Below are 23,151 nucleotides of genomic sequence, written 5' to 3'. Positions count from 1 at the left end.
GGTGATTTCTCCGCTCTCGAGACTATCCTCTCTGTCGGTGCATCAGGTGTCGTATCTATATCGAGGGGCTTGAGTCTCGGTGCTCAGGCTACTGCCACCACTCATGCGGTGCGGGCGGATCGGGTGATCTCGGCGGGGACTGGGCTCACTGGTGGGGGCAATCTCACTGCGGATCGCACGATCTCGCTCAGTATCCCGGTACAGGCTGTGCATGGGGGGACTGGGCTTACGTCATTCGCTGCGGGCACAATCTTGCGTGCGAGCGCGGCTAATACATGGGCTGCGTTCGGGCCCAGTGGGACAGGATTCTTGCGAGGCAATGGGGCCGGATCCTGGGTCGAGGGTGGTCTACTCGCGAGTGATCTACCAGCTCACACGCACGCAGCGAGCGATGTTACGACGGGCACATTCCCCGGCTCCTATACCTTTGCCGGCGCGGTGACACTCGGTGCTCAGGCTACAGCCACTACTCATGCTGTGCGTGCGGATCGGGTGATCAGTGCAGGGACCGGGCTCACGGGTGGGGGTGATCTAACAGCCAACCGGACAATCTCACTGGCTGTGCCGGTGGCAGTCAATCTTGGTGGTACAGGCCTCTCTACGTTTGTCGACGCCGGCCGGATACTCTACTCAACCGATAGCGGTACCCTGACTACGCTGGCACATCCCGGTGCTGTGCGGTACCTCCGCGCTTCGTCAACTGCCACGATTTCTTGGAGCCTGATAGACGCTGCAGACATCGCCAGCGGAAACCTGTCTTATGCTCGGTTGCCCACGGGTAGCGGTACCTGGGACACAGGGGTTGGCACAACCATCACCATCGCTCGAACGTTGAGTGTTGGTGCACTCAGCGTGGGCACGCCGATTGGGGCTACCTCTGGGGGTACTGGGCTCGGTAGTTACGCCCAGGGGGACATACTCTATGCCGGTTCGGACAACCCTAGTGCGCTATCACGCTTGGCCGGCAATGCTAGTACCACCCGGAAGTTCCTAAGCCAGTCGGGTACGGGGACAGTAGCTAACGCCCCCTCGTGGCAGAGCCCCAGTTTCAGCGACCTCACGGGTGTGGCCTCGAGGGCTCAGCTTCCAACGGCGGTGGCCTACGAGGACGAAGCCAACACGTTTACCGCTTTGGTCACTTTCAACTCCAACATCAATGTGGCTGTCGTCAACAACTGTATAAACTTTACCGCCGCCAACAGCTTTGACCACTTCCGGTTCACCGGTAACACGCCGGCTATATTCTGGATGAGGAAGGCTGCTGAGTCCCGTGCGTTTGCTGTTTGGAATCCTTCAATAGGGAGTTTTATACTAAGTCTCAATGATTCAGGTGACCTGTCCGTGCGAGGGAGTGGCAACTTCGGCCAGCCTATCACATTCAACGACGGTTCTGCTCTAAGTGCCCAGGTGGCCGGTGTAGTCATAGCGACCACCGACCCCACGACGGAGGACTACCCTGACGGCACGATTTGGTTGAGGGTGTAGTATGCAGCGTACCTTCCCGCGCCAGGCCAACACCTGGAAGGACCCTAAGTATGGCTTCGTCCGCGCCCAGGCGCTCGGACTCGGCTGGCCCAAGATACGTAAGCAGTTTGTACGCTCTGGGAACATGTGGAAGCTGGTCTGCGGCTGGACTGGCCAGCTTGTGCCCAACGGCTCAGTCAACACGAGTGGCACCTGGAGCGCGGTCGGTGCGCCGACGCTCCACGAGGCAGTGGACGAGGCAACCCCCAATGACTGGACCGATTACATCTACCACGCTAATATCGAAATCCCTTGTGCCCAGGGTAACGCTAGCCACTCCGTTCGACTCGCTCTTCCAGGAGTCGGAGGACCCGTGTCGGGAGGAGAAAACATCGAGCTCCGGATCCGGTGTCAGAGAGTGGAATTCTATCAATGGACACCGCCGACCTATAGCGTTGGGGTCACTCTCCGCGATGGCAATGGAACGTTCGTACTGTCATCGAGTCTCACCCTCAGTACGAGTTGGGCGACACATACGATACCGTTAGACAACTCCGCTCTAGTCAACATAGACAACTGGTCGGGTTTCACCGTTGACCTCGATCCTTCGGGTTGCGTCAGCCTTGAGGGTGACTTTGTGCGCGGAGAGTTTACGTGGGTAGCACTGGTGTTCTCGATCTAACTTCCCAGGGAGGTATAAAGTGAAGAACTCTGTATCCTTGAAGAGCTTTCGGTTGTTCTACCCCAACATGATGGTGGAGCTAGAACTCCAGGTCTCCCTCATTGTCGGAGAGCACCCAATGAGTATGTCAGCGTGGCACCCAGTCGCTGACGCTGAGCTGCAAGGCCTTGTAGAAGGGGAAGGCTATTGGGGAGAAGCCGAGCTGGTGAAGTACCTACAGGGCTTGTATCCTGGTTTTGAGGTGGTTATCGAGCAGACCAGCCAGCTTCAGCCGATACAGACGATCAAGCTGGAGACCGAGCTTTGAGGCGGACCAAGTGAGAGCCACTGCTGGTAAACTTAGCTGGTTTCTGGTGCTGTTCCCGGCCTGCTTCGGTCCACCGTCAGGTCCCGACGGCAAGTATTGTATCCTCGGGGACTCCACTGTCTATGAGTGGAACCAGCCCGAATATGGCTTCTCGGGAGCCAGCAGGGATATAGGGACCGAGTGGTGCATGACGCTGAGCGATGGCACCGCCATCACGCCCAATGAGCACTACTGGATCGAGATCACCGAGGTCTGGAAACAGGATGACGGGAAGGAGTACAGGAGAACCATAGTAACGTGGCTCACCTTGCCGGAGGGCAGAGCAGGGAGCTACAGAGTCAAGGGGGACTCGATCGTGTTCTCATTCAGCGGTGGCACGCCTAGTTGGTTCTGGGAGAGAGCTTCTCATGTCAACCGGGACAGATGGAAGGCGTTCGAGACGGCCTTCTACAACGACCTGGGGGCTGGCGGTTATGAGCGCCTTCGGCTGCACTGGAAGAGGGGGTAGTAGGGATGGCTCCCTGGGTCCCGGCGCGCGGCAAGAGGACCTGTGAGGCTCGGGGTTGTCGGAAGCCTGCTAGATATCTCCGATGGTGCCCCAGGCACGCTGTAAGACTAGCCGACGCGCTCTTTGGTGCTGCCGTCAGGGCGGCGGGCTCCTGTGCTCGTTGCGGTTCTAGGGTTAACCTTCAGTGCGCCCACGTGATAAGCCGGCGCTATAGGGCTGTCCGTTGGAGGCTAGAGAATGCGGTCTGCCTCTGCGCTAGGTGCCACATATACTTCAGCCACCGACCCCTGGAATGGGAGGTCTGGGTCAAGGAACGAAACGGAGCGAGGCAGTACGAAAGCCTCAAGAGGAGGGCCTTGACAGGGGATCCCCGGCGCGAGCTGGTGCGCTGGTTGAAGCTGGCGAACCGCAAGGGTTTACGTTAGATTAGGGTCTATATGGCCGCAGGCAAACTCCAGTTTACGCTCGTGCTGGTGGGTGTTGCTGTCTTGGCTTTCTGGTTTGGGAGCTGCTGGCAACGCCGCTACGAGTTTCCAACACAGCTGCCGTCCGACAGGCTGGACTCCCTGTTGCGGGTTGCTGGCGAGATCCAGGAGCTCTCGCAGCCCGTAATCCAGCGGCTTGCCGAGTTGGGTGCGTTGCAGCGGCGGGTCTGGAGTAGGGATTCGGCCCTTGCTGCGAGGGTTGCCGAGGTCAAGCCCTCGATTGAGGATTGTGAGGGCGATTTCGAGACCCTACGGGTGCTCTTCGAGCAGCGGCTTGCCATTAGGGATACGCTCCTCGCGCTCCAGGCGGAGCGCTTGGCAGAGCTCGTCGGGCTGCTTGAGAAGCAGCGGTCGCTAGTATCCAGCCAAGCGGCAACACTGGGCCTCCAGAGAGAGGAGATTGAGTACTGGAAGCGTCGGGCAAATCCCCCTTTGTTGAAGCGGGCAGGCTCGCTTCTTCCTGGAATAGCTGTCGGCCTTCTTATCGGTTTACTTGCGAGGTGAGCGATGCGCAAGATCACTAACGAGAGCAGGGATGCCCAGCAGGCCATGATCGCCCTGGCCGGCTGGAGAGTCATCAGTCAAACCTCTGTGAACGCGGCTCCGGGTACCAACACAGCCTACACGGTGGCGGACGATAGGACCAAGCGCGTTGTTGTCCTCCACCTGGCCGCCGGTAACACGGACATCCGGTTCGCTTTCAATACAGCGGCCTCGTCTGCTTCCCTACCCCTGCTTCCAGCGAGGTATATCGTGGTCGATGCTGGCAAAGGGAACACGCTTAATTTCTGGAACACAACAGCGGCAGCGAAAACCGTTTTCCTTGTGGAGGTAGCATGAAGTGTCGCGCCTTGGAGTTGCGAGAGGCCTTCCTGGCCCTCAGCGAGTGGCTAGCGGCGTCCAAACCCAGCAGGGACGAGCAAGGCCGTCACGTTGCACCCGCTGTCCCGCCGCTTCCCGTAAAACTGGGTCTTCACCTAGCCCTGTGCCGTAATTCCCTTAAGGTTGTGATGGAGTCCCTAGATGAGCGAATAGAAGAGGTCAACGAGAAGTACAGGTCCCTTCTCCAGGCTCAAGGGTCAACAGCTTTGACGCCCGACCAGCAGCGCGAGTGGAACAAGGAGATTCGCGAGCTTTTGTCCGCCACCGTGGAGTGGCAGCCCCCTGCCACCATCAGGTTAGACCAGCTTGGAGATCGGGCTGTGCCCGAAGAATGGCTCGCGGCTCTGGTGGTTGTTGGCGTGATCGAGAGAGGTCAGTCCTAGCGTGGCGACCAGCTATAGCGATCGCGGTGGGTGGCGTAACATCCCGCCCTTACGCCGCGCCAACGAGCCAGACGACCTGGACTCTTGTCGCGCGGAGTGGGCTTGGAACCTCTACTCTTCGCAGGACACGTTATGGCTCGCTCGTGACCGAGAAGTGGAGCATCACGTCAGGATGCTCTCTGGTCAGCAATGGCTTCAGTGGCATCGGACGCTTGGCTGGCAGGACATATCTGAGTGGCTTAGCGAGGAGGAACGTCTTTGGCGCCACCGACCCGTCTTCAACCGCTTACTGCGCTGGTTTGTCATGGGTCTAGCTAGGATGACCGAGAATCCCTTTGTGGCGACCTTCGTTCCTGGCCCGGACCGCAAGGATGCGGAGTTGGCGGAGATAATGGATATCCTGTACAAAGCCAAGTGGAGATCCGCTAACATGGGCCAAGCTTGGGCCCGGTGTGCGGCCTGGATGCTTGTCGCGGGAACTGGTTATCTCGCCACTCGCATCGATCTTCGCCGGGGTGAGTGGCGAGAATGGAGGGCCACAGTGGAGGTTCCGGTCCTCGATGCTAACGGCGAGCCAATGGTGGATGAGACCGGAACGCCACTCACCGTTGTTGTACCTAACGCTCCACTTAACTCTGAGGGCGAGCCCCTTGTGCGGGTATCAGGGCCTGGGGCGGAGAACATAGAGATACTAGGTCCGCCCCATCGAGAGCGAACCGGCGATATTGTGGTCGACGTGTACAGTCCGCTAGAGGTCCGTGGGGAGTGGTCGGCGAAGCCCTGGCACGAGCAGCGGATCCATATGGTCAGATCCTACCTGACAGTGGAAGATGTGTACGAACGCTGGGGTGTCGAGGTGGAACCTGACTACCGGGGTGATAGCCTCTCGTCTCTAGCGGGCTACGCCGAGAGAGTGCTGTTCGGGACCGGGTTCTACGGCTCCGCCTCGGCCCAGGATGGTCTTTCCTCTGTGGGCCCCGGTTCCGGACCGGTTGAATGGGTTGCCGTCCAGACTCTGTGGATGGCGCCGTTCAAGGGTGTGCCCGAGATGGAGGAAGGTCCCGACCATCCTGGTGGCCGGTTGTTGGTATGCACGAAAGATCGGGTCCTGTATGACGGTCCCAGGCCGTTCCCGCTGAAGTACACGTCGCCGATACACCAGTTCAGGTTCCTCGACCTGCCAGGCAGACCCGCTGGGAGCACACTTCTGGAGGCGATGGTAAGTCCGCAGAAGGCTTACAACACGGGTTGGGCTCAGATACTCCAGCACCGGTCCTTGGTGTCCAACCCCCAGCGCGTAGTCGATCTAAACAGCGGGTTGGATCCGGATAACATCGACAACCAGCCCGGTAGGGTATATGCCGCCAGGTCTCGCCCGGGCGTGGACCCGCTAGCATGGGTCCGGCCGGGAGACATGGGTACCGATGTTTGGAGGGCGCAGGCCGCGCTGGCCGATGAACTTGCCTACCTGGGCTCGATTCAGGGGACCGAGAACATCGATATAGCCAGGGACGCCTCCGGCGAGCTGGTTCGAGAACTCAGGTTTAACGACGACCGTATCTTCGGCCCCACAATGCGGGCGGCGGCTGAAGAGCTCGGTAGGATGATCGAGGATTGGCTTGTCATGCTGCCCGTCATTTACGACCAGGAGACGATCATCAAGTACACGGGCGAAGATAATATCGGGAGAACGATCCTCTTGATGCCAGAGATTCTCAAGGGTGGCAAGATCGACGTGGCGCCCGATCTGGAGTCCATGCTCCCTGAGGGGCGAGGAGAAAGACGTAGCAGGATCTACCGTCTCTGGCTGGACGGCGCTTTTGGACCGCCTCTGTCGCCTGAGGCAAGGCGTAAGCTCTACGAACTCTCGAACTTCCCGCACCTGAGTAGGACCGCCAAGCCTGGTGGGGTGCACTGGACAACGGCCGAACAGGAACTTGGCGACCTGCTCCACGGGGTTGACGTTCCGGTGTTTGATTTTTATGACCATGTTGTGCATCTTACGGTCCTAGAGGAGTTTATGGCGCGCCGCGAGTTCCTGCGCCTGGCACCGGAGATCCAGGAGCGGTTCTTTAAGCATAGGGAGGCCCACCTGGCATACGTCAGGGCTCAGCAGGAAGCTCAGTTGGCGGCGCTACAGGCCATGCAGGCCGATCAAGGTCAGCGGGCCGGGTCGCAGCGTGGCCTGGCGCCCGATACCCTGCCCTGGGAGCAGCCCCCTACGCCGCCTACCGGGGTTCCCGCCGGTGCCTATCCGACAGCCGTGGGAGCATAGAGCATGCCGTATCGCAGCGTACGCGAGCTTCCCCAAGCGCAGATCAAGCGCTACTCACCCAAGGCACGGCGTGTCTTCTTGCGAGTCTTGAACAAGGCACTGTACTCCGGGCGCGACGAGAGCAGCGCTTTTCGGCTTGCTCACGGGGCGGCTCGCCGGGTAGATAGGGCAGGCAAGGCAAGAAAAAAGCTGAGGAGGAAAAAATGACAGATGTTGAGAAGACCGACCAGGAGCCCGTGGTAGATTCCCAGGGGCCGGCGGAAGAGCAGCTAGCTGCCGCAACCGGGGATGTTTCCACCCAAGAGGGCGCGGCAACACAGGTGCCGCCGGAGGCGGAAACCGCTGAGTCGGAAGAGTCTGCGTACGTTGTGCGGATACCCGGGATGCCGGAGAGGGGGGAACCCGAGGTGATAGAGTTCGAGGTTGAGGATGAGCAGTCTTACAACATCCTCAACCGGTTGCAGAACCTGGCTGAGATTGGCCGTCAGTACAGGGAACGTGAGCGGGCTCTGGAGCGTAAAGCCGAGCAGTTGGCTGAGGTAGAGGACCTCATTGCCAGTGACCCACTGGGTTTTGTCGTCGAGCGGTTGAGTCCTCAGCTCAAAACCGATGTCGCTGTCAGCGTGCTTCTGGAGGACGGTGGTCTCGAGCAGCTCGATCGCCGGATTCAAGAGATTCTTACCAGGGCCGGCTACGACTCTGCTGGCGGTCTACAGGAGGTCCTTGCAGACCCCCATGCTTTGCGGCTCTTGCGTTCCGAATTACGGGCTACTAGATTGCAGATACGCGAGCAGCTCCAAGCTCTCGCCGAGGAAAGACGCGCTCAGCGCGCAATAGCCCAGAAGGTCGCTGACCAGGTGGATGAACTGGTCCCGCGCGATGTGGGCGATCTCGACCGCGATGTTGTGGTGGCGAAGGTTACTGCTTACGTTCGCGATCGGGTTGCGCGACTCGGCCTCCAGAGACTAGAGCCCGAGGATGTGGCGCTCTTGGTGCAGCAGCAGTTAAGAGATCTCGGCGTGAGGGCTGCTAAGCAAGCAGGTACTCGGAGCCCGAAGCCCGAGGACCTATTGAAGGCGCAGTCGGAGAAGCGGAAAGCTGCCGCAGCCGCCCCCGCAGGGGCCGGTGCGCCGGTTGGACCGAGCCCGAAAGCGCCCAAAACGACCGAGGAGGCTATCCACCTAGCCCGCAAACAAGGGCTGCGTGGCCTTCTCGGGCTAAGGTAGGCGGAGTAATCCGCTAGTAGGTAACCTAGTTTTGGGTGCCCCCACCTGGGCACGGGAGGTTTATCATGCCATCGGAAACACAGACTCTTGCGCTGATGCAAGAGGCGCTCAAGGTCATCTTTGGTAAGACCCTACATGATGACATTGTGCGCGAATCGGAGCTCCTGGATATTTTCCGGGTTGAGAATCAGATACAGACTGAAGTCACCACTGGCGGCAGGTACGTCGAGCAGGGCCACTTCTGGCAACTGCCCGGTGGTGTCGGCTGGCGCGCGGATGATGACTACATCCCCGAGGCTATCGCCGCCAAGTTCAAGAACTCGCGTGTGTACCTGCGCAAGTTCCTTGGTACCATCCAGATGAGTGGCGATACCATGCGCCGCGTAAGGACGGACGAGGGTGCTTTCCTCGACTACATGGAGCGGGCACGGCCGGCGCTCGTTGAGCGCGGTACTTCAGAGCTCGATTGGGCTTATATCGGCTACGGCTCTGGAATCAAGGCTCGGGTGAACTCCAAGACCGACAACGGCGATGGTACCATGACGATCGTGCTCAAGGACCACTCGGGTGTTGCCGGCTACACCGATGCTTGGCTTGCCTTCCTTGAAGGCGAGCGGGTTGTGTTCTCCGCAAACGCTAACTTCAACCCCCTGCGCAACGCCGGCGCGGACCAGTCGGGTCTTGTTGTCGATGTGAACGAGGACAACAACTCGATTCGCGTTCAGGCGACTGCTGCGCTGATTGCCGCTGTTGCAGTGAACGACTACATCGGCAGCGGTGACGGGGCTGGGCATAGCGGGCCGACAAGTGCCGGTGAGCAGCGCGCCCTTGCCGGTCTACTCGCCGCAGTGGACGACGGTGGTATCCTGGCAAATTACAACGGGATTGACAGAACAGCTCCAGGAAACCGCCTGTGGAGGTCTGTAGTGATTAACGGTGGTGCTGCCCCGTTTGATGGTGTGCTTAGTGAGGATCTATTGAACTACGCTATCCGCCAGGCGCGCTTGCGCGGAGGGGCGAAGCTCGACCTGTTCGTCCTTTCGGAGTCCGCTAAGGATAGCTATTGGAAGTCGCTCAAGAGTGACCGGTTCTTCGTCGACCCGCGGGGTAACTACACCGGTGGGAAGGCCCAGGTAAACCTTGTTATCGGTGATCGTACCTACCCCTTCCGTGTGGCACGGAAACTGCCGCCGCAGGTGGCTTTTGGCTTGCAGTTGGACCGTCTGTACCGGCTGACACTCGGCCAGCTTGAGTGGCAGGACGAGACGGGGTCCATCTGGAACCGGGTTGTTGATTCGACTGGGCGGAAGGACGCCTACTACGCGGTCTATCACATGTATGAGCAACTCTACTGTGTAGCGCCGCGTAAACAAGTGCGAATTGATTCGCTGGCGCCTGTCTTCTAATGACTGACACAGCAGGCCGGGCCCTAGGCCCGGCCTGCCTAGTGGAGGAACGCTAATGTTATCAACAAGAAAGCTGACAAAAGAGGCAAGTCGGGTTCTATTTACAGCCTCCAGAGCCAGTGTGGGAGCCTCGCAGACGGGCTTGCTTATCGCTGCCCACAAACCAGGTACTGGTTTCCAGGTGGAAGCCGTAGAGGTTTTTGCTGGTGCCGTAAGCGGCACCGTCTCAGTGGATGTGCAAATCGGGACAACTAGTGTGCTTGCGGCAGCCATCACCCCGACTGCTGGTAGTCGCGTCGAAGGGACGCTTAGCTCGACCCTGGCCAACAGGCGGGGAACTGCGAGCGCGGAGATCGGGGTGTTGGTAACCACAGCTGCGACGTCGTCGTTGAGCGATGCCGTGGTGGTAGTGCGGTACCGGGTCTATCCCGCAGCTGAAGATGTTCGGTGAGACTGATCGATCTGCCCGAACCTCTTTGGAGGCCGTCAGAGGAGCTCCTTAAGAGGCTCCGGTCCATAGACCCCTTGGTTGAGGTGGTCTATGTTGGCCAGGGCAGATACTGGCTGGGTAGGGTCAAATCCGACTCGGCCAGGAGGTTGACCGGGGTTCGGATGTTGACCAGGCTGAACGACGGTGATGGCCTGGAGGTTACCTGGCCCGAGTTGCGGCAAGCGATCCTGATGAGCCAAGGATTCGGTCTCTTGGCTGAGGTGACCTGCCAGGGCCAGCCGGATGCTCTACTAGAGCGCGAGTTGCGTCGTCTTACCTACCGCTCCGCCAGCGATGATCAAAACCGCGACCCAGACGAAGAAGCACGCCGGGCCAGGGTGCAGGAGATCAGGCAGTACGAGCGTGATCTAGCCCGCTGGCTTTTCCGTCGTGGGTCGGTCTACGGCAGGCAGGACAAATTCGTCACCGTTAACGGTTTGAAAGGGGGTTTACATGTACGGACCTAGGGTACACCAGGAACGCTGGCCGGAGGAAGAAGCTTTCCGCCGGGAAGCTGAGAGAGCGGCCCATCTTTACGGGCCTAGGGTTTACCAGGGTAGCCCGTTCCGCCCCAAGGAGGAAACCGAGGAGGCAGCCAGGGACGCAGGGGAGGCTCCTGTGGAGCGAGAAAGCCAGGCTTCCGCTCCCGGTCCGGCACCTAGGAGCAGACTAGAGGACCTAGAACAGCTTGTTCTTTCTGGGCCACTCGATGCGGAGACTATCGATGGTCTTATCGAGACGGAGCTTGATGGTGGTGAGCCGCGCATTGAGGCACTAGGGCTGCTACGGAAGGCTGAGCGTGCGGGTCCCAAGCGCCGTGCTGTCGTTGCGGAGCTTACCAGACTCATCGACCAAGCCTCGCTTTCCCAGGGCTTAGCCAATGAAAGCGGGTGAGATAATCCGGGAGGCGAGGGATGAGCATCCCTCCTTCACAGAGCAGGCTCACCCAGACGGCGTGTTGCTCCGCTCTTTGAGTACGTACGAGCGCGAGCTCATGAACAAGGTCGCGGTTCTAGACCGAAGTCGGTATGCGACTTTCCAAGACATTGCTCTTCCCTTCCCGTCCTTCGAGGCGGGGGTCACAGTAAACGAGTACGTTCTGCCTGTCGCTGTTGAGGTTTACAGCGCTCAGCCGACACCACGGTGGGCTAAGGTACAGATCGTAGGCTGGTCTGGTAGACTGAAGTTTTTCAGAGCTGCGGTGCTGCGCGGTCGGAACCTTTCTCTCACGGGCCGCCCCGAGGACTGGACGCCGTTTTCCAAGCTCCGGTTTCATTACGTCGCCGCTCCAGCTCGGCTTGATAGTCTTGATTCTGTCTTGACGCTGGACGAGGATGCCAGGCGTGTGCTCGTCAGTTATCTGGTTCACGTTATGGGGTGGCGGAGCACTGGTAGGACAGATTTGCCCGGCTCCCTGGCTGCCGACATGACGATGCGCTGGCAGGCACAAGAAGCTAACTTTCTAGATGTGGTGGCGCGGCGCGCCAATGCGCAGTATTCGGTGATGACGGAGGTGGTCTGATGTCTGGTACGCTTGCTTCTCTGGGTATAGGCCTTGGTACCGCGCTGGGTGCTGGGCTCGCCGGGGCTATCGCTGGGCGCAAGGGAAGGCGTGAGCGGGAGCTTGAGAACCTCTACTACGCACAACTGACGGATTACGCTGGTAGAGCCCGCGATCTTGAGAACGAGTACTTGGAGGGTCTTCGTTCCTTCGATCCCTCTGCCGCTCTACGGCAGTACGCGATGGGCACGTACGGTGAGTTCAGCCGGCAGTTAGGCCGCGCGTTGGAACAGCTACGGGGGCAGGCTGTCGGTGCCGGTAGGCTGGACACCGGTTTCTATGACGCCGACCAGGGACGGCTGATCACCGATCTGGCAAGTAGGTACCAAGACCTGCTTGCAGCCCGGGCTATGGAGGCGGCTGAAATGGATTTCAGGAAACGGCAGTTGCTAGGGGCTCGCGCGGCGGAGTTTGCCAACCGGTACATGGACCTGTTGGCTGGCGGCTTGGATCGCGAAACAGCTGCCCGGGCAGCAAGGGCCCAGCTGTGGGCCGGCGCCCTTGGCGCTGGGGCGCGGGTGGCTGGAATGGGACTCGGGAGCTAGGGCGGCCACGTGGCTCGACCGTCGGTCTTTTTCCAGTACCCTGACTTCGGGGCTGCTATAGGGGGCGGAATAGAAGCCTACCTCCAGGCCAAGGAACGCAAGCGCCAGGAGGAGAGGAATGAGTATCTGCGCAAACTTGCCGAGTTCGAGCTGCTTACCAAACCTGGCTACACGACCATAGAGAGCGGCCTTGGGACCGGGGAACTTGAGCCAATGGGGCCTGCGCTGCGTGCCCTGGGCTCGGCTGACGTGCGGGGTACGCCAGCCGAAGTCGTGGTGAGATACGGCGGTCTCCAACCTCGCGAGATCGCGATCCCGTTGCCAGGTGAGGACAAAGAACGGTTAGTCTTTCGCGGTACACCTGTAGTGGAACCCAAGAGTGGGATCGTCTACGACCCTGCTGCTGCTAGTGCCCAAGGTGCAGCCAGCCAACTGATCGCTGCTAGGATCACACAACGGCCGAAGTTGACACCCTGGCAAGAGGCGGGGTTTGAGACGAAAGAACAGTGGCTTGAGTACCTGCGCCAAGAGAAGGCAGCGCAGCAGGGGTTTAGGTCTCCAGAAGACTGGCAGGCGTATCTTAGACGGCAACGAGAGCCGCAGCAGCGCCCCGCATGGTGGGACGAGTTGTCGCGCTGGGTATCAGGCGGTGCGCCGTACCAGGCAGTCGGGCCCATGGGCCGGCCAGAGTGGCGCTATGCCTTTCACGGCGGCGACGTCGCTTATGTTCTGAGCGCCCCAGACGAAACCGAGTTTCAGAAGCGGTTGTATGAGCGCCTATACAGGCGCCTGCCGGCGAGCGAGAGGGGTAACCTACCGCGCAGTGTGCTTCAGTTCCTCGGGGTCCCGCTGCCCAGCTCTACAGCCGGTCAGCCTGCCCCAGGCCAGACCCCACCGCCCCGGGTTCGCGCCGAGCCCGGTCCGGCTGCCGGAGGCCAGCCCAAAGGTGGGGCCGAGCAGCCGACACTACAGCCCGGCGAGCGTCCTCCGCCTGCTGAAGCCCCGACGCCAGCCGAGGGGCGCCAGCCTGCGGGCGCTGGCAAGCAACCTCTCGCGCCTACTGGTTCCTTTGCACCTGGTCCGCTGTCTCCGCGGGATGCTGTTGCTCTGGCTAAAGGGGTGAAGTTCTATACCCTCCAAGGTGGCTTCCAGAAGCCTATACGCGAGCTTTTTGTCAAGGCTGCGCCAGAGAGGCTGTCTCGCTCTGATAGGGTAACTTATGACTCGCTACTCGAGATGGGGTACGAGCCCTATACGGCGCTTCAGGTGGTAGCTGGAGCTCGCTACCAACAGCTGCGCCGAATGGGCTTATCCCCTGGCCAGGCGGCAGCTGCTGTGGCTAGGGCCTACGGACTGGTTGTGAGGCCGGAATGACCCCCCCGACGCGGCCTACCTTTGCAGCTATCGAACCTTCTGGATTTGGTGGTCCAGAAGGGGCACCCGAACGTCCTTCTTTTCTCAAGCGACTTGGTGTTCTCGCCCTCTCGGGGTTTGAGAAAGGCTACCGTAGGCTGGTCCAGACGTTTGGGTCCATGGTTGCTAACGCTGGCCGGGAGCAGGTTATCATTGAACCTGAGCTCAGAGACAAGCTGCGTTTGCTCTACCCGCCGGAGGAATGGGAAACGGTTCGGCGGCGCTACGCCCGTGTGTACGTGCCCGAAGCGAAAAACTGGGTGGAATACGGGCAGCGCTTGGTCCAGGAGAACGCGGAGAAGATCTCCGAGCTCCCGATGCCAGAGAAGAGTGTGTTTGCTCCCGACGCCACAGTCGCCGAACGCCTGGCTGCCACAGTACACGAGGTTGCTGCCGGGTTGGTATCGACCGCCCCGTCACTGGCGGCTGCTGTTGCATTCCGTCAGCCAGCCCTGGCGTTAGGTGCAGCCGGTTTTGCTTCCTACCAGCAGAACAAGTTCGAGGTAAGCGAGAGCCTCAAACAGGATGTGCCGGAGCTGACAGAGGAGCAGAGGGAGAAGATAGCGTCAGCGACGGCTCTTCCCATGGCCGCCTTGGATTTGATCCCGATTGAGCGGTTTGCCAAGGGGCTGCGCGGGACGGACCACATCACGCGCCAAGTTGCCAGGCAGATCGCAAGGAACCTCACCGAGGTTTCGCTAGCTGAGGGTGTAACTGAGGGGACGCAAAGCCTGATAGAGCAGTCGGTAACCGGTGCGCTAGCCAATAAACCACTGAACATCAGGGCTGTTCTAGAAGAGGGCTTTATTGGCTCGTTGACCGGTGCGATCTATGGTGGTGTCGGTGAGGGGGCGGTGCGGCCACTGGCCCAGAGGAGAGCTGTACGTGAGCTGGAACGAGCACTGACCGAGCAGGCGGTAGACCAGCTGACCGGTATCTTGCAGCCGACTGAAGGGGACATAGACAACGCCATTGCCACTGCCCGGGCAGTGGTCTTAGCCGACCTGGAAAAGAGAAAAATTACCGTTGATGGCTCTCTGTTGCAGGAGTTGGAAGCGGCCGTTCGGGATCAGCTCATGTCCCGCTTGCAGATGCCCCCCGCGCCTGGTGGCCCACCCCCGCGGGGCGGTGTCCCTCCCTCGAGGCCACCTTCGCCTCCTACTAGCCCGCCGACAGGGACAGCTCCGCCGTCCCCTGCCCCGCCGACTGGTGGGGTACCGCCGTCTCCGCCGACCGGTGGAGTACCGCCATCTCCGCCGACCGGTGGGGTACCGCCGTCTCCGCCGACTGGTGGGGTACCGCCATCTCCGCCGACCGGTGGGGTACCGCCGTCTCCGCCGACTGGTGGGGTACCGCCGTCTCTGCCGACCGGAGTCTTGCCGCCACCTCCGCCGACCGGTGGGGTACCGCCGTCTCCGCCGACTGGTGGGGTACCGCCATCTCTGCCGACCGGAGTCTTGCCGCCACCTCCGCCGACCGGAGTCCTGCCGCCACCTCCGCCGACTGGTGGGGTGTCCCCCACTCCCGGGGTGCCACCGCCTCCTGGCGGGGAGACACCCCAGACGACACCAGACGTATCGCCCGAAGTAGAACTACGTCGGCGGCTTGGAGAGATAAGCGATCCAGCCCTCGTGGAAGAGCTACTAGGTCTGTATGTTGATGCCCTAACCGGACTAGGGAATGCTCGTGCTTTCGAGAAAGCCATGAGCAGGGCACAAGCGCTCAACCTCGGTGTGCTTGGTCTTGACATCACCAACTTCAAAGCCCTGAACGACTTACTCGATTGGCAAGCGGGTAACGCTGCATTGAAAGACGTAGCCCGCTTGCTCACAGATGCAGCCAAGGCTACTGGCTTCCCAGGTAGGAATATCTTCAGGGTCGGGGGTGATGAGTTTGCTGTGATTGGGAAGCAGGACGACCTTCAGCGCCTTGAAGCTGAGATCAGGGGGAGGTTACCCAGCTTCGAGCGCAAGGTTGGCGACTACAACGTCGGTCTGCGGCTGGCGCGCGGCCAGGACTGGTCTGCTGTATTCGAGGAGCTCAAGGGTCTGAAGCCCAAGGAACAAGGTCCTAGATACAGGGATCTTGGTGTTCCCGGGCAGCGCTACGGGGACGAAGGCGTCGTCGGGCCAACCGAGTACCGCGATCCGGTTAGCGGTCTGCCAAATGCTAGCGCTCTACAGGTAGCCAAGCCAAGGCTTCAAAAGCCGGATTATGAGTTCCTGAGGCTGTCGTTGCTCACTACTGACACGCGCGACGCCAGCTCGGAGGTGGACAAGAGACTTATAGCTACCGTTGGACGGGTTCTCGCGGCCGAGCTCGGTCGCGATGCTTTCCACATAACGCCGACCAGCTTTCTGCTGTGGGGCCCAGCCCCGAAACTACCGCTTGTCAAAGAGCACGTTTTCGACGCGCTGCGTGATTTCCTCAAGGCTATTCCAGCGCGCAGGGGGCAAGTATTCGAAGTTGCCGTCGAAACAAGAACCGCAGCCGATAGGGCTGGTTTGAGCCAAACTGAACAGATCTTTGTGCCCGAACACACCGAAGGCCGACCGGACGTAACGCCACCACCACCGGATGTGGACGTCTACGTTCCCGAGCCGACAACCGCAGACGAGTACGAGGCGCTGATCAGGGCGGCTATTGCGGACCGTAACTTTGACGGTGCTACGTCGCTTTTGATGTCGGCGCTCACGGTCTTCCCTACAGACAGCCGCTGGGGTGCACTGTTAGAGGAGAACGAGCGCGCTAGGAAGGAGTTTACGGATGGATCGGTATCTGCTGAGCAAGGGCAAGGTCCTCCGGCTGTCGGAGCAGTTCCTACGGGACTTCACCCCACAGCTGTACAGGGAGTGGCGGAAACGGAAGTCGGAGGTACGCCAGTACCTGGAGCTAGTGGCACAGGACCTACAGGACAGCTACCGACGCCTGTGGGAGCAACTGTCGAAGGGGTGGCAGCAGGAGGAAAACCTCCGGAAGCAGTTCCCGTCGGAGGCGCACTACCTGGGGTGGCTCCACCTCATGATGTTGGAGTGGTACCTGAACCAGAAGCTCCGGGAGGTGTTCGAGTTCCTGGAGGAGTGGGAACAGCAGCTCTCACGAACTACAGAGCCAGCGCAGAAGACTACTCCCCAGTCCCGCGAAGCCAGATAATCGAGGACCAAGCGCGAGCTTTGGCACTTCTGGATGCGCTTGAGCGCGAAGGTCGGCGGGCAACACCTGAAGAGCAAGCTCTCTTAGCGAGGTTTAGAGGTTGGGGCACGGTCCGCCATGCTGACCCAAGTTGGGGTGCGAAGCAATTTGCCCGCGCTCTGACGCAGCACGGGCTTGCACCGGAGAAAATCGACAAAATCTTGAAGACCGTAGAGCGTTATCCAGCGAGTGCGCTCACCGGTTTCTACACGAGCCCTGTGCTCGTGACGAAGATTTGGGCTTTGGTTCAGAAGCTAGGGTTCAAGGGTGGCCGTGTTCTCGAACCGTCGGCTGGTAGCGGTCGGTTTATTACACTGGCACCGGAAGGTCTTCCCGTTGCGGTAACGGCCGTTGAGTTGGATCCGTATTCCAGTGCTGTGCTGCGGCACCTGCTGCCGCAGGCGCGTGTGGTGAACCAGGCTTTCCAGCAAGCCCCATTGCCTTCTGGAACGTTCGATCTTGTGATTGGCAACGTTCCTTTCGCTGAGGTGAGGGTACCCGATCCCGATCCTGACCTCGATAAGCTTTCACTCCACAACTACTTCATCGCCAAGTCGCTGAAGCTTGTCAGGCCGGGTGGGTTGGTTGCACTCATTACGAGTACCTACTCGATGGATTCGAAGACGCAAGCCCATCGGGAGTTTTGGGCCCGGAACGCTGAGCTTCTCTATGCCCTGCGCCTGCCAGCCGAGGCCCATGAGGGTGAGTTAACGTCAGTCGAGAGCGACCTTCTGGTCTTCAGGCGTCTGTTACCCAACGAGAAACCGCCAGCTGAGCCTGATTTCCTGGAAGCTCCGAGCGGTCGCAACGAGTACTGGGATAAGCACCCCGAGCGTGTCCTGGCAAGTAGGGCCAGAGGAGAGCGACCGCAGCCTATGCGAGGTGTGGTGGCTCCATTCCGAGTCGGTGGAGAGCCGCGGCGACTGCCGGCCGACACCGACCTTGGCAAGTTGTTTGACGAGATTCTGAACGAGGTACCCGAGCGGGTGCTACAGCAGGAACCCGTTGCGACGGCGAACCTAGATGCTGCCGTGGCCGGGGCTGGTGGTGTCCTGAGCCAGTATCAAGAGGGTTCTTTCGTTGAAACCCCATCAGGCCTTCGCCAGATCATCAATGGCCAGGTCAGAGAGCCCGAGGTGCGGCCTGCTTCCCATGCCCGCGTCTCGATGTTGGTCAGGCTCAAGGAAAGGGTAAGGTCGCTCCTGCGGTTGGAGCTGTCTGATGCACCAGACAGTGAGATAGAGCAAGCGAGGACAGAGCTAAGGCAAACGTACCGCTCATTCGTGGACCAATTTGGCCGGCTCCTGGAGGAGGGTAACCTTGAAGGCTTCGAAAGCGACCCCGACTACGGTCTTGTAGCTGCCCTGGAGTACGAAGCTCCCGACGGTGGCTATGCCGAAGCTGACATTCTGACACGCCGAGTACTTCAGCCCGCGAAAAAGAGCGGCACACTGAGTATCGACGAGGCTTACGCCATAGCGCGAGCCAGAGGAAAAGGGGAAGTTGACCTCGATCTAGTGGCAGAGCTCAGTGGTCAGGATCTACAGCACGTCCTGCAGGCGCTCGAGGGCAGAATCTACAACGACCCCGCAACCAAGCGCTGGATCCCCGCAGACGTGTATCTTGCCGGGAATCTGCCACTTAAGATTGAGGAAGCCGAGCTTGCAGCCCAGACGGACCCCCAGTACCAGAAGAACGTCGAGGCTTTGCGGCGGCGGCTTCCGAAGCAGAAGACGGCTAACGAGATCCAATGGCGGCTGGGTCCCGGGTGGATCGAGGAATCCGTACTCAAACGTTTCCTGGAGTGGCTGGCCCAAGAGAAGGGCGGTTCGTGGCAGGCCTATAAACTAATAGACAGAGTCTCGCTTGAGTACGTAGCCCCGCTCGGTGTGTGGAAAGCAGAGGCAGCCGCTCTCAACCGGATACTTCGCAACTTGGGCACTGAGAGCGTGCCTTTCAGTACTATCCTGCGGCATGCACTGAACAACACGGAGCCTAGGGTCTACCGAAAAGTCGGGGACAAGAGTGTCCTCGATGTCGAGGCGACCTATCTTGCCAAGCAGCGGGTTGATGAGCTTCACCAGTACTTCAACGAGTATGTCACTTCAGTTCCCGCTGTAGGAGAGCGTCTGGCTAACCGGTTCAACGCGCTCCTCAGCTCGTCGGTTCCCTATGAACCGGTTACCGATTGGCTGCGCTTTCCGGGTTTGGCTTCTACTGTTGCAGGCCAACCCTTTGAGCTCATGGACCACCAGAAAAAGGAGATTGCTTTCCTGTTGGTCAACGGTGGTCGCGGTCTGGTGTCTACGCAGGCTGGTGGTGGCAAGACATATAGCCTGATTGTGACCGGTATGCTCCTGCGACAGCACGGCATTACAAAACGGCCACCGCTGTTTGTTGTTCCGAACCAAACGCTTCACCAGTTTACCTATCAGTTCAGGGCGATCTATCCTGGTGCCCGTATTCTAGCGGCCACAGCCGCTGACTTGCAGCCAGAGAAGCGGGCGGCTTTTATCGCTCGTGTTGCCACTGGCAACTGGGACGCTGTTGTAATGCCCTACACAGCTTTTGCTCGGATCCCTGTCTCGCCGGATTTTGCGGCAGAGGTGGTTGCCGACGAGTTGCGTAAGCTCAGGCAGGCGCTTGAGTCGTCACGTGAAGAGTCGGAGCGCCGCGCCGGACCTACGGAGCGGGCGATACTTCGCCGCCTGGCGGCACTGGAAGCACGGCTCGAGGGGCTGAGGCGGGGGCCCAAGGAGCGCGGTATCTGGTTCGAAGATCTTGGAATTGACCAGATCATCGTCGACGAGGCGCACAACTTCAAGAACCTTCCTGTTTCGAGCGCCCTTATTCAGACCGCCGAATCAGCGCGGGCGTGGGATCTCTACCTGAAGGCAAGGTACGTCCAGTCGCTTAGAGGGAACAGCGGTCTCATTTTGGCTACCGGAACACCGCTTGCTAACAGCATAGCGGAGATCCACAACTATCTCCGCTACCTAGCTCCCGATCTCTTAGCCGAACGTGGGATGGAACACCTCGACCAGTGGCTGACGAATTTCGCGAAGCGCACCACTACTGTTGACCTTACGGTCGAGGGAGCCTACCGGCCCCAGAGCTACATTGGCCCGTTTGTGAACCTGTCCGAACTGATAAGGATGTGGCGACAGGTAGCAATTGGCCACCACCTTGATGCTTTGCCTGACATACAGCGCCCTAAGGCTTCGGTTAGGAACGAGGTCGTGCCCCTGTCCCCGGAGATCAAGGATTTCTACCAGGAGATCTACGCCCGGGCGCAGAAGATCCGCTCCGGTCTGGTCAAGAGAAGTGTTGACAACTTGTTAAAACTGAGCACCGAGGCGCGACTGGGGGCAATCTCGCTCGCTTTAGTCGATCCCGAACGCTGGCGGTTCGATCCTGCCAACGGAAAGCTGCCGGCGGCGGCGCAAAAGATAGTCGAGTACTACTCCGAGTTTCCGGGCTTGGTGCAGTTGGTCTTCCTGGACTACGGGGTACCTGGTAGCAAGCTTAACCTCTACGAGGAACTCAGGGGCCTGCTTGTGGCCCGTGGTATACCGCTGCACGAGATAGCCTTTGTTCACGAAGCGCAAGGTCGTGACGCGGAGCGCCTGTTCGCCAAGGTACGTGAGGGCAAAGTCCGGGTGATTGTCGGCTCCACACAGAAAGGTGGGCTGGGGCTTAACATCCAGGACAGGCTTAAGGTGATCCACAACATCGACTACCCCTTGAGGGCGGTCGACCTGGTGCAGCGTCACGCTAGGATGGTGCGTCAGGGCAATCAGAACAAAGAGGTTCTGATTGTGAACTACGTCCAGGAGGGGTCGTTCGATGCTTACCTGATGCGGATCCTGGAGCGCAAAGCCCAAGTGATGGAGCAGATCGCCACTGGGCGCCTGGGTGCGCAAGAGCTGGTTCAAGTTGAGGATATTGGGTCTAGGCCGCTTACATTCGCTGAGATCAAAGCTCTGGCAGCCGGCGACCCGCGCCTGCTCAAGCGCGCTGAACTTGAGCAGGTGCAGATAGAGCTAGAGCTGCGGCTGCACACACTGCAACGCGACCTGCGGGAGATAGAGCACCGCCTTGGTCCCCTCACAGAGCTTGGCGAGAGGCTCGAGGAGGCGGGAACGTATATCGCTGGCCTCGAAGCCGCCAAGGCCAAGCTCAAGCCCAAGGGTGAATTCAGAATTACGCTCGAAGGTAGGACGTTCGAGAACAGGCAAGACGCGGAGAACTTTATCGCGTCTGCTGAAGTGGGCGCTGTAGCTCGCCCCCTGGCAGGGGAGTTCCTCGGCTTGCCTATTGAAGTACGCAATGATGGTCTTAACTGGATTGTCGCTTTCAGCTTGGAGGAACCGCTCGGGTCGGATGAGGTGAAGATTAGCTCACCGCTTACAAAGTTCGACCACAAGACCGTAAACAAGCGGGTCATTGACGAGATTGGACGCCTGCCAGCTATGCTGGACGAGGTGTTGGCTTTCTATCGCGACAGGGCTGGCAAGCTGGCTGTTGCCGGCCAACAGCGGCAGAGAATCGAACAGGACATCCGCGCTGTCGAGGCTAAGCTCGCCGAGGTTGCCCAAGAGATAGAGAAACTCTCCCAGGCTTTGGAGTTTGGTACCGCTCCCAGGATCGAAGAGGTCTTAAGCGACGAAGAATTGCCGCCACCCGACCCGGATGTGGACCTTGAGCCCGATGATCCGAGGGCTTATGTCGTCCCGACCTATCCGGATGAGGAAACGGAGGTCGATCTAGTAGAGGAGCTCAATCTCGCGGTTGCGACAGCCTACCCACAGGTTGCTGAGCGCGCCAACGCTGTCATTTTGGGTCAGCAGATCGAGCTTCTGCCACTGCCAAGGGAACAACTGGTCCAACTTGTCTGGCCGTTGTTGGGGCAGCAGAAGATCAGGGTAGTGCGGAAGCTGCGCATCAAGGACGCGTTGGGTGTGTTCTATGGTAGCAAGAGGAGGATCGATGTACTGGCTACAGTGGCGGGTAACCCACAGCTAGCCAACATGGTTCTCGCCCATGAGATCGGTCACCTGGTCGATTTCCTGCCCCAAGGGACACTCAAGCGGGGCAACATTCTGGGCCATATCGCTGCGATGAGGAACTACCTCAAGCACACGCTTGTCTTGCCAGGTGGCACTCCAGTGCCCCAGGCTGTGCGGAACCGCTTGAAAGCGATGGCTGCTGTGCAGACCGTTGCACTCATGGGACCAAAGCCAAAGCAGCCCGGGCCCCAGTTACGGGCTTGGATGGATGTCTACCAAAAGCTCTACACCGACCTACTGAATGACGAGCTCAAGAGTCGCAATGTGGTTGGGCTTGCCAAAGTCAAGGAGGAGCTCATAGCCCTATCGGAGTTTTGGCGGGGTGAAATTACCGATGAGCAACGAGCCTATAGGGTGCAGCCGGACGAACTGTTTGCTGATGCTATCTCGGTGCTCCTTCTATCCCCGGGCACCCTGGCTAACAAGGCGCCAACTTTCTGGAACGCCCTGCTCGCCTTCGCCAAGGCTAGGGTGGGCTTTTGGCAGGATTATCTGGCTATTCAGGGACTGGTGCGTGATCAGGAAGCCAGGTTACGTGTCATTCGTGAGGCTAGCAGAGCAGACTATGAACTGGCTGAGCACCACAGGCATGCTGCCCGGGCTGTGCAGCGGCAGGCGCGGCAGAAAGCCAAATGGCGCTGGCTGAGGGAGCTGTTCAGCGCGCCCGGTTCGACCTTGGAGCGAGCGTATAAGGCGCTCACCGGCACCAAGGCGCCCCCTTGGGCCCTTGAGCGGGCACTGAACCTCCTGCAGCAGGAGTGGCTGAACCGCGATGCGCCGAACGTGGCTTTTGTTGAACGTATCCGCGAAGAGGTCTTCGAGCCGCTCCATCAGCTTCTGGGTCAGGACTTGCAGGATGCCGGGGTCATCCTTGTAGCGCAGCGCATAGCGTTGGGCGATCGCGCCTACTGGGCGAGAGAGGCCCAGGAGCGTATCCAGCAGCTTACCAACATAAGTGACCCACAGAGGGCCATAGAGGTCTACAAGGAATGGGCCGAGACCAATCCAGACGACTTCGACCCTGGGCTGCTCGAGCTAGCGCTGAGTGAGAAGTTCAACCCCTACGGCCTGACGTTCGAGACAGCCAAAGAGCTTCTCGAAGATTTTGCCCGTCGTTGGGGTTACGCCAAGTATCACCGTGTCATAGAGCTGTTAGCTCATTTCCGCGAGCTGGTTTACGAGCACGCGGTGCAACCGGCAATAGACGCCGGTCTGGTAAGCCCGCGCCACCTAGCTACCATCACGCGGAACAGGGAGACCTAT

Annotated in this window: 12 protein-coding genes; all 12 read left to right on the top strand. The window is 59.7% G+C overall.

Translation table 11 applies throughout. From position 1 onward, the window contains the following. Positions 1-2,165: 2,165 nt before the first annotated feature. Positions 2,166-2,453, top strand: a complete 288-nt coding sequence (locus tag ONB52_21915) for a hypothetical protein (GenBank protein ID MDZ7418790.1) — start codon at positions 2,166-2,168, stop codon at positions 2,451-2,453. A gap of 10 nt (positions 2,454-2,463) precedes the next feature. Continuing rightward, positions 2,464-2,961 (top strand): hypothetical protein, encoded by a 498-nt coding sequence (locus tag ONB52_21910; protein ID MDZ7418789.1) that lies wholly within the window; start codon positions 2,464-2,466, stop codon positions 2,959-2,961. A gap of 437 nt (positions 2,962-3,398) precedes the next feature. Next, positions 3,399-3,950: a hypothetical protein gene (locus ONB52_21905; protein ID MDZ7418788.1), complete on the top strand. Its 552-nt coding sequence runs from the start codon at positions 3,399-3,401 to the stop codon at positions 3,948-3,950. Between the two features lie 3 nt (positions 3,951-3,953). Beyond that, entirely contained in the window at positions 3,954-4,286 is a 333-nt protein-coding gene (locus ONB52_21900) for a hypothetical protein (protein ID MDZ7418787.1), read from the top strand. Continuing rightward, entirely contained in the window at positions 4,283-4,711 is a 429-nt protein-coding gene (locus ONB52_21895) for a hypothetical protein (GenBank protein MDZ7418786.1), read from the top strand. Before ONB52_21900 ends, ONB52_21895 begins: the two co-directional genes overlap by 4 nt. Positions 4,712-5,030: 319 nt before the next feature. Further along, positions 5,031-6,986 (top strand): hypothetical protein, encoded by a 1,956-nt coding sequence (locus ONB52_21890; protein MDZ7418785.1) that lies wholly within the window; start codon positions 5,031-5,033, stop codon positions 6,984-6,986. A gap of 203 nt (positions 6,987-7,189) precedes the next feature. Continuing rightward, positions 7,190-8,212: a hypothetical protein gene (locus ONB52_21885; GenBank protein ID MDZ7418784.1), complete on the top strand. Its 1,023-nt coding sequence runs from the start codon at positions 7,190-7,192 to the stop codon at positions 8,210-8,212. A 65-nt stretch (positions 8,213-8,277) separates the two neighbouring features. Next, positions 8,278-9,618, top strand: coding sequence for a phage major capsid protein (locus tag ONB52_21880; protein ID MDZ7418783.1), 1,341 nt, complete (start codon positions 8,278-8,280; stop codon positions 9,616-9,618). 447 nt (positions 9,619-10,065) lie between these two features. After that, positions 10,066-10,575 carry a hypothetical protein gene (locus tag ONB52_21875; protein MDZ7418782.1) on the top strand — a complete coding sequence of 170 codons (510 nt, stop codon included), beginning with the start codon at positions 10,066-10,068 and terminating at the stop codon, positions 10,573-10,575. A 413-nt stretch (positions 10,576-10,988) separates the two neighbouring features. Then, complete coding sequence (locus tag ONB52_21870) at positions 10,989-11,630, top strand: hypothetical protein (protein MDZ7418781.1); 642 nt, start codon at positions 10,989-10,991, stop codon at positions 11,628-11,630. After that, complete coding sequence (locus ONB52_21865) at positions 11,630-12,214, top strand: hypothetical protein (protein MDZ7418780.1); 585 nt, start codon at positions 11,630-11,632, stop codon at positions 12,212-12,214. Before ONB52_21870 ends, ONB52_21865 begins: the two co-directional genes overlap by 1 nt. Before the next feature lie 2,504 nt (positions 12,215-14,718). Beyond that, positions 14,719-23,151: diguanylate cyclase (locus ONB52_21860; protein ID MDZ7418779.1), on the top strand; the 8,433-nt coding region annotated here is incomplete at its 3' end.

Source organism: candidate division KSB1 bacterium, assembly GCA_034506255.1.
Taxonomy (GTDB): domain Bacteria; phylum Zhuqueibacterota; class Zhuqueibacteria; order Zhuqueibacterales; family Zhuqueibacteraceae; genus Coneutiohabitans; species Coneutiohabitans thermophilus.
This window is presented reverse-complemented; position numbering and strand designations above follow the sequence as displayed.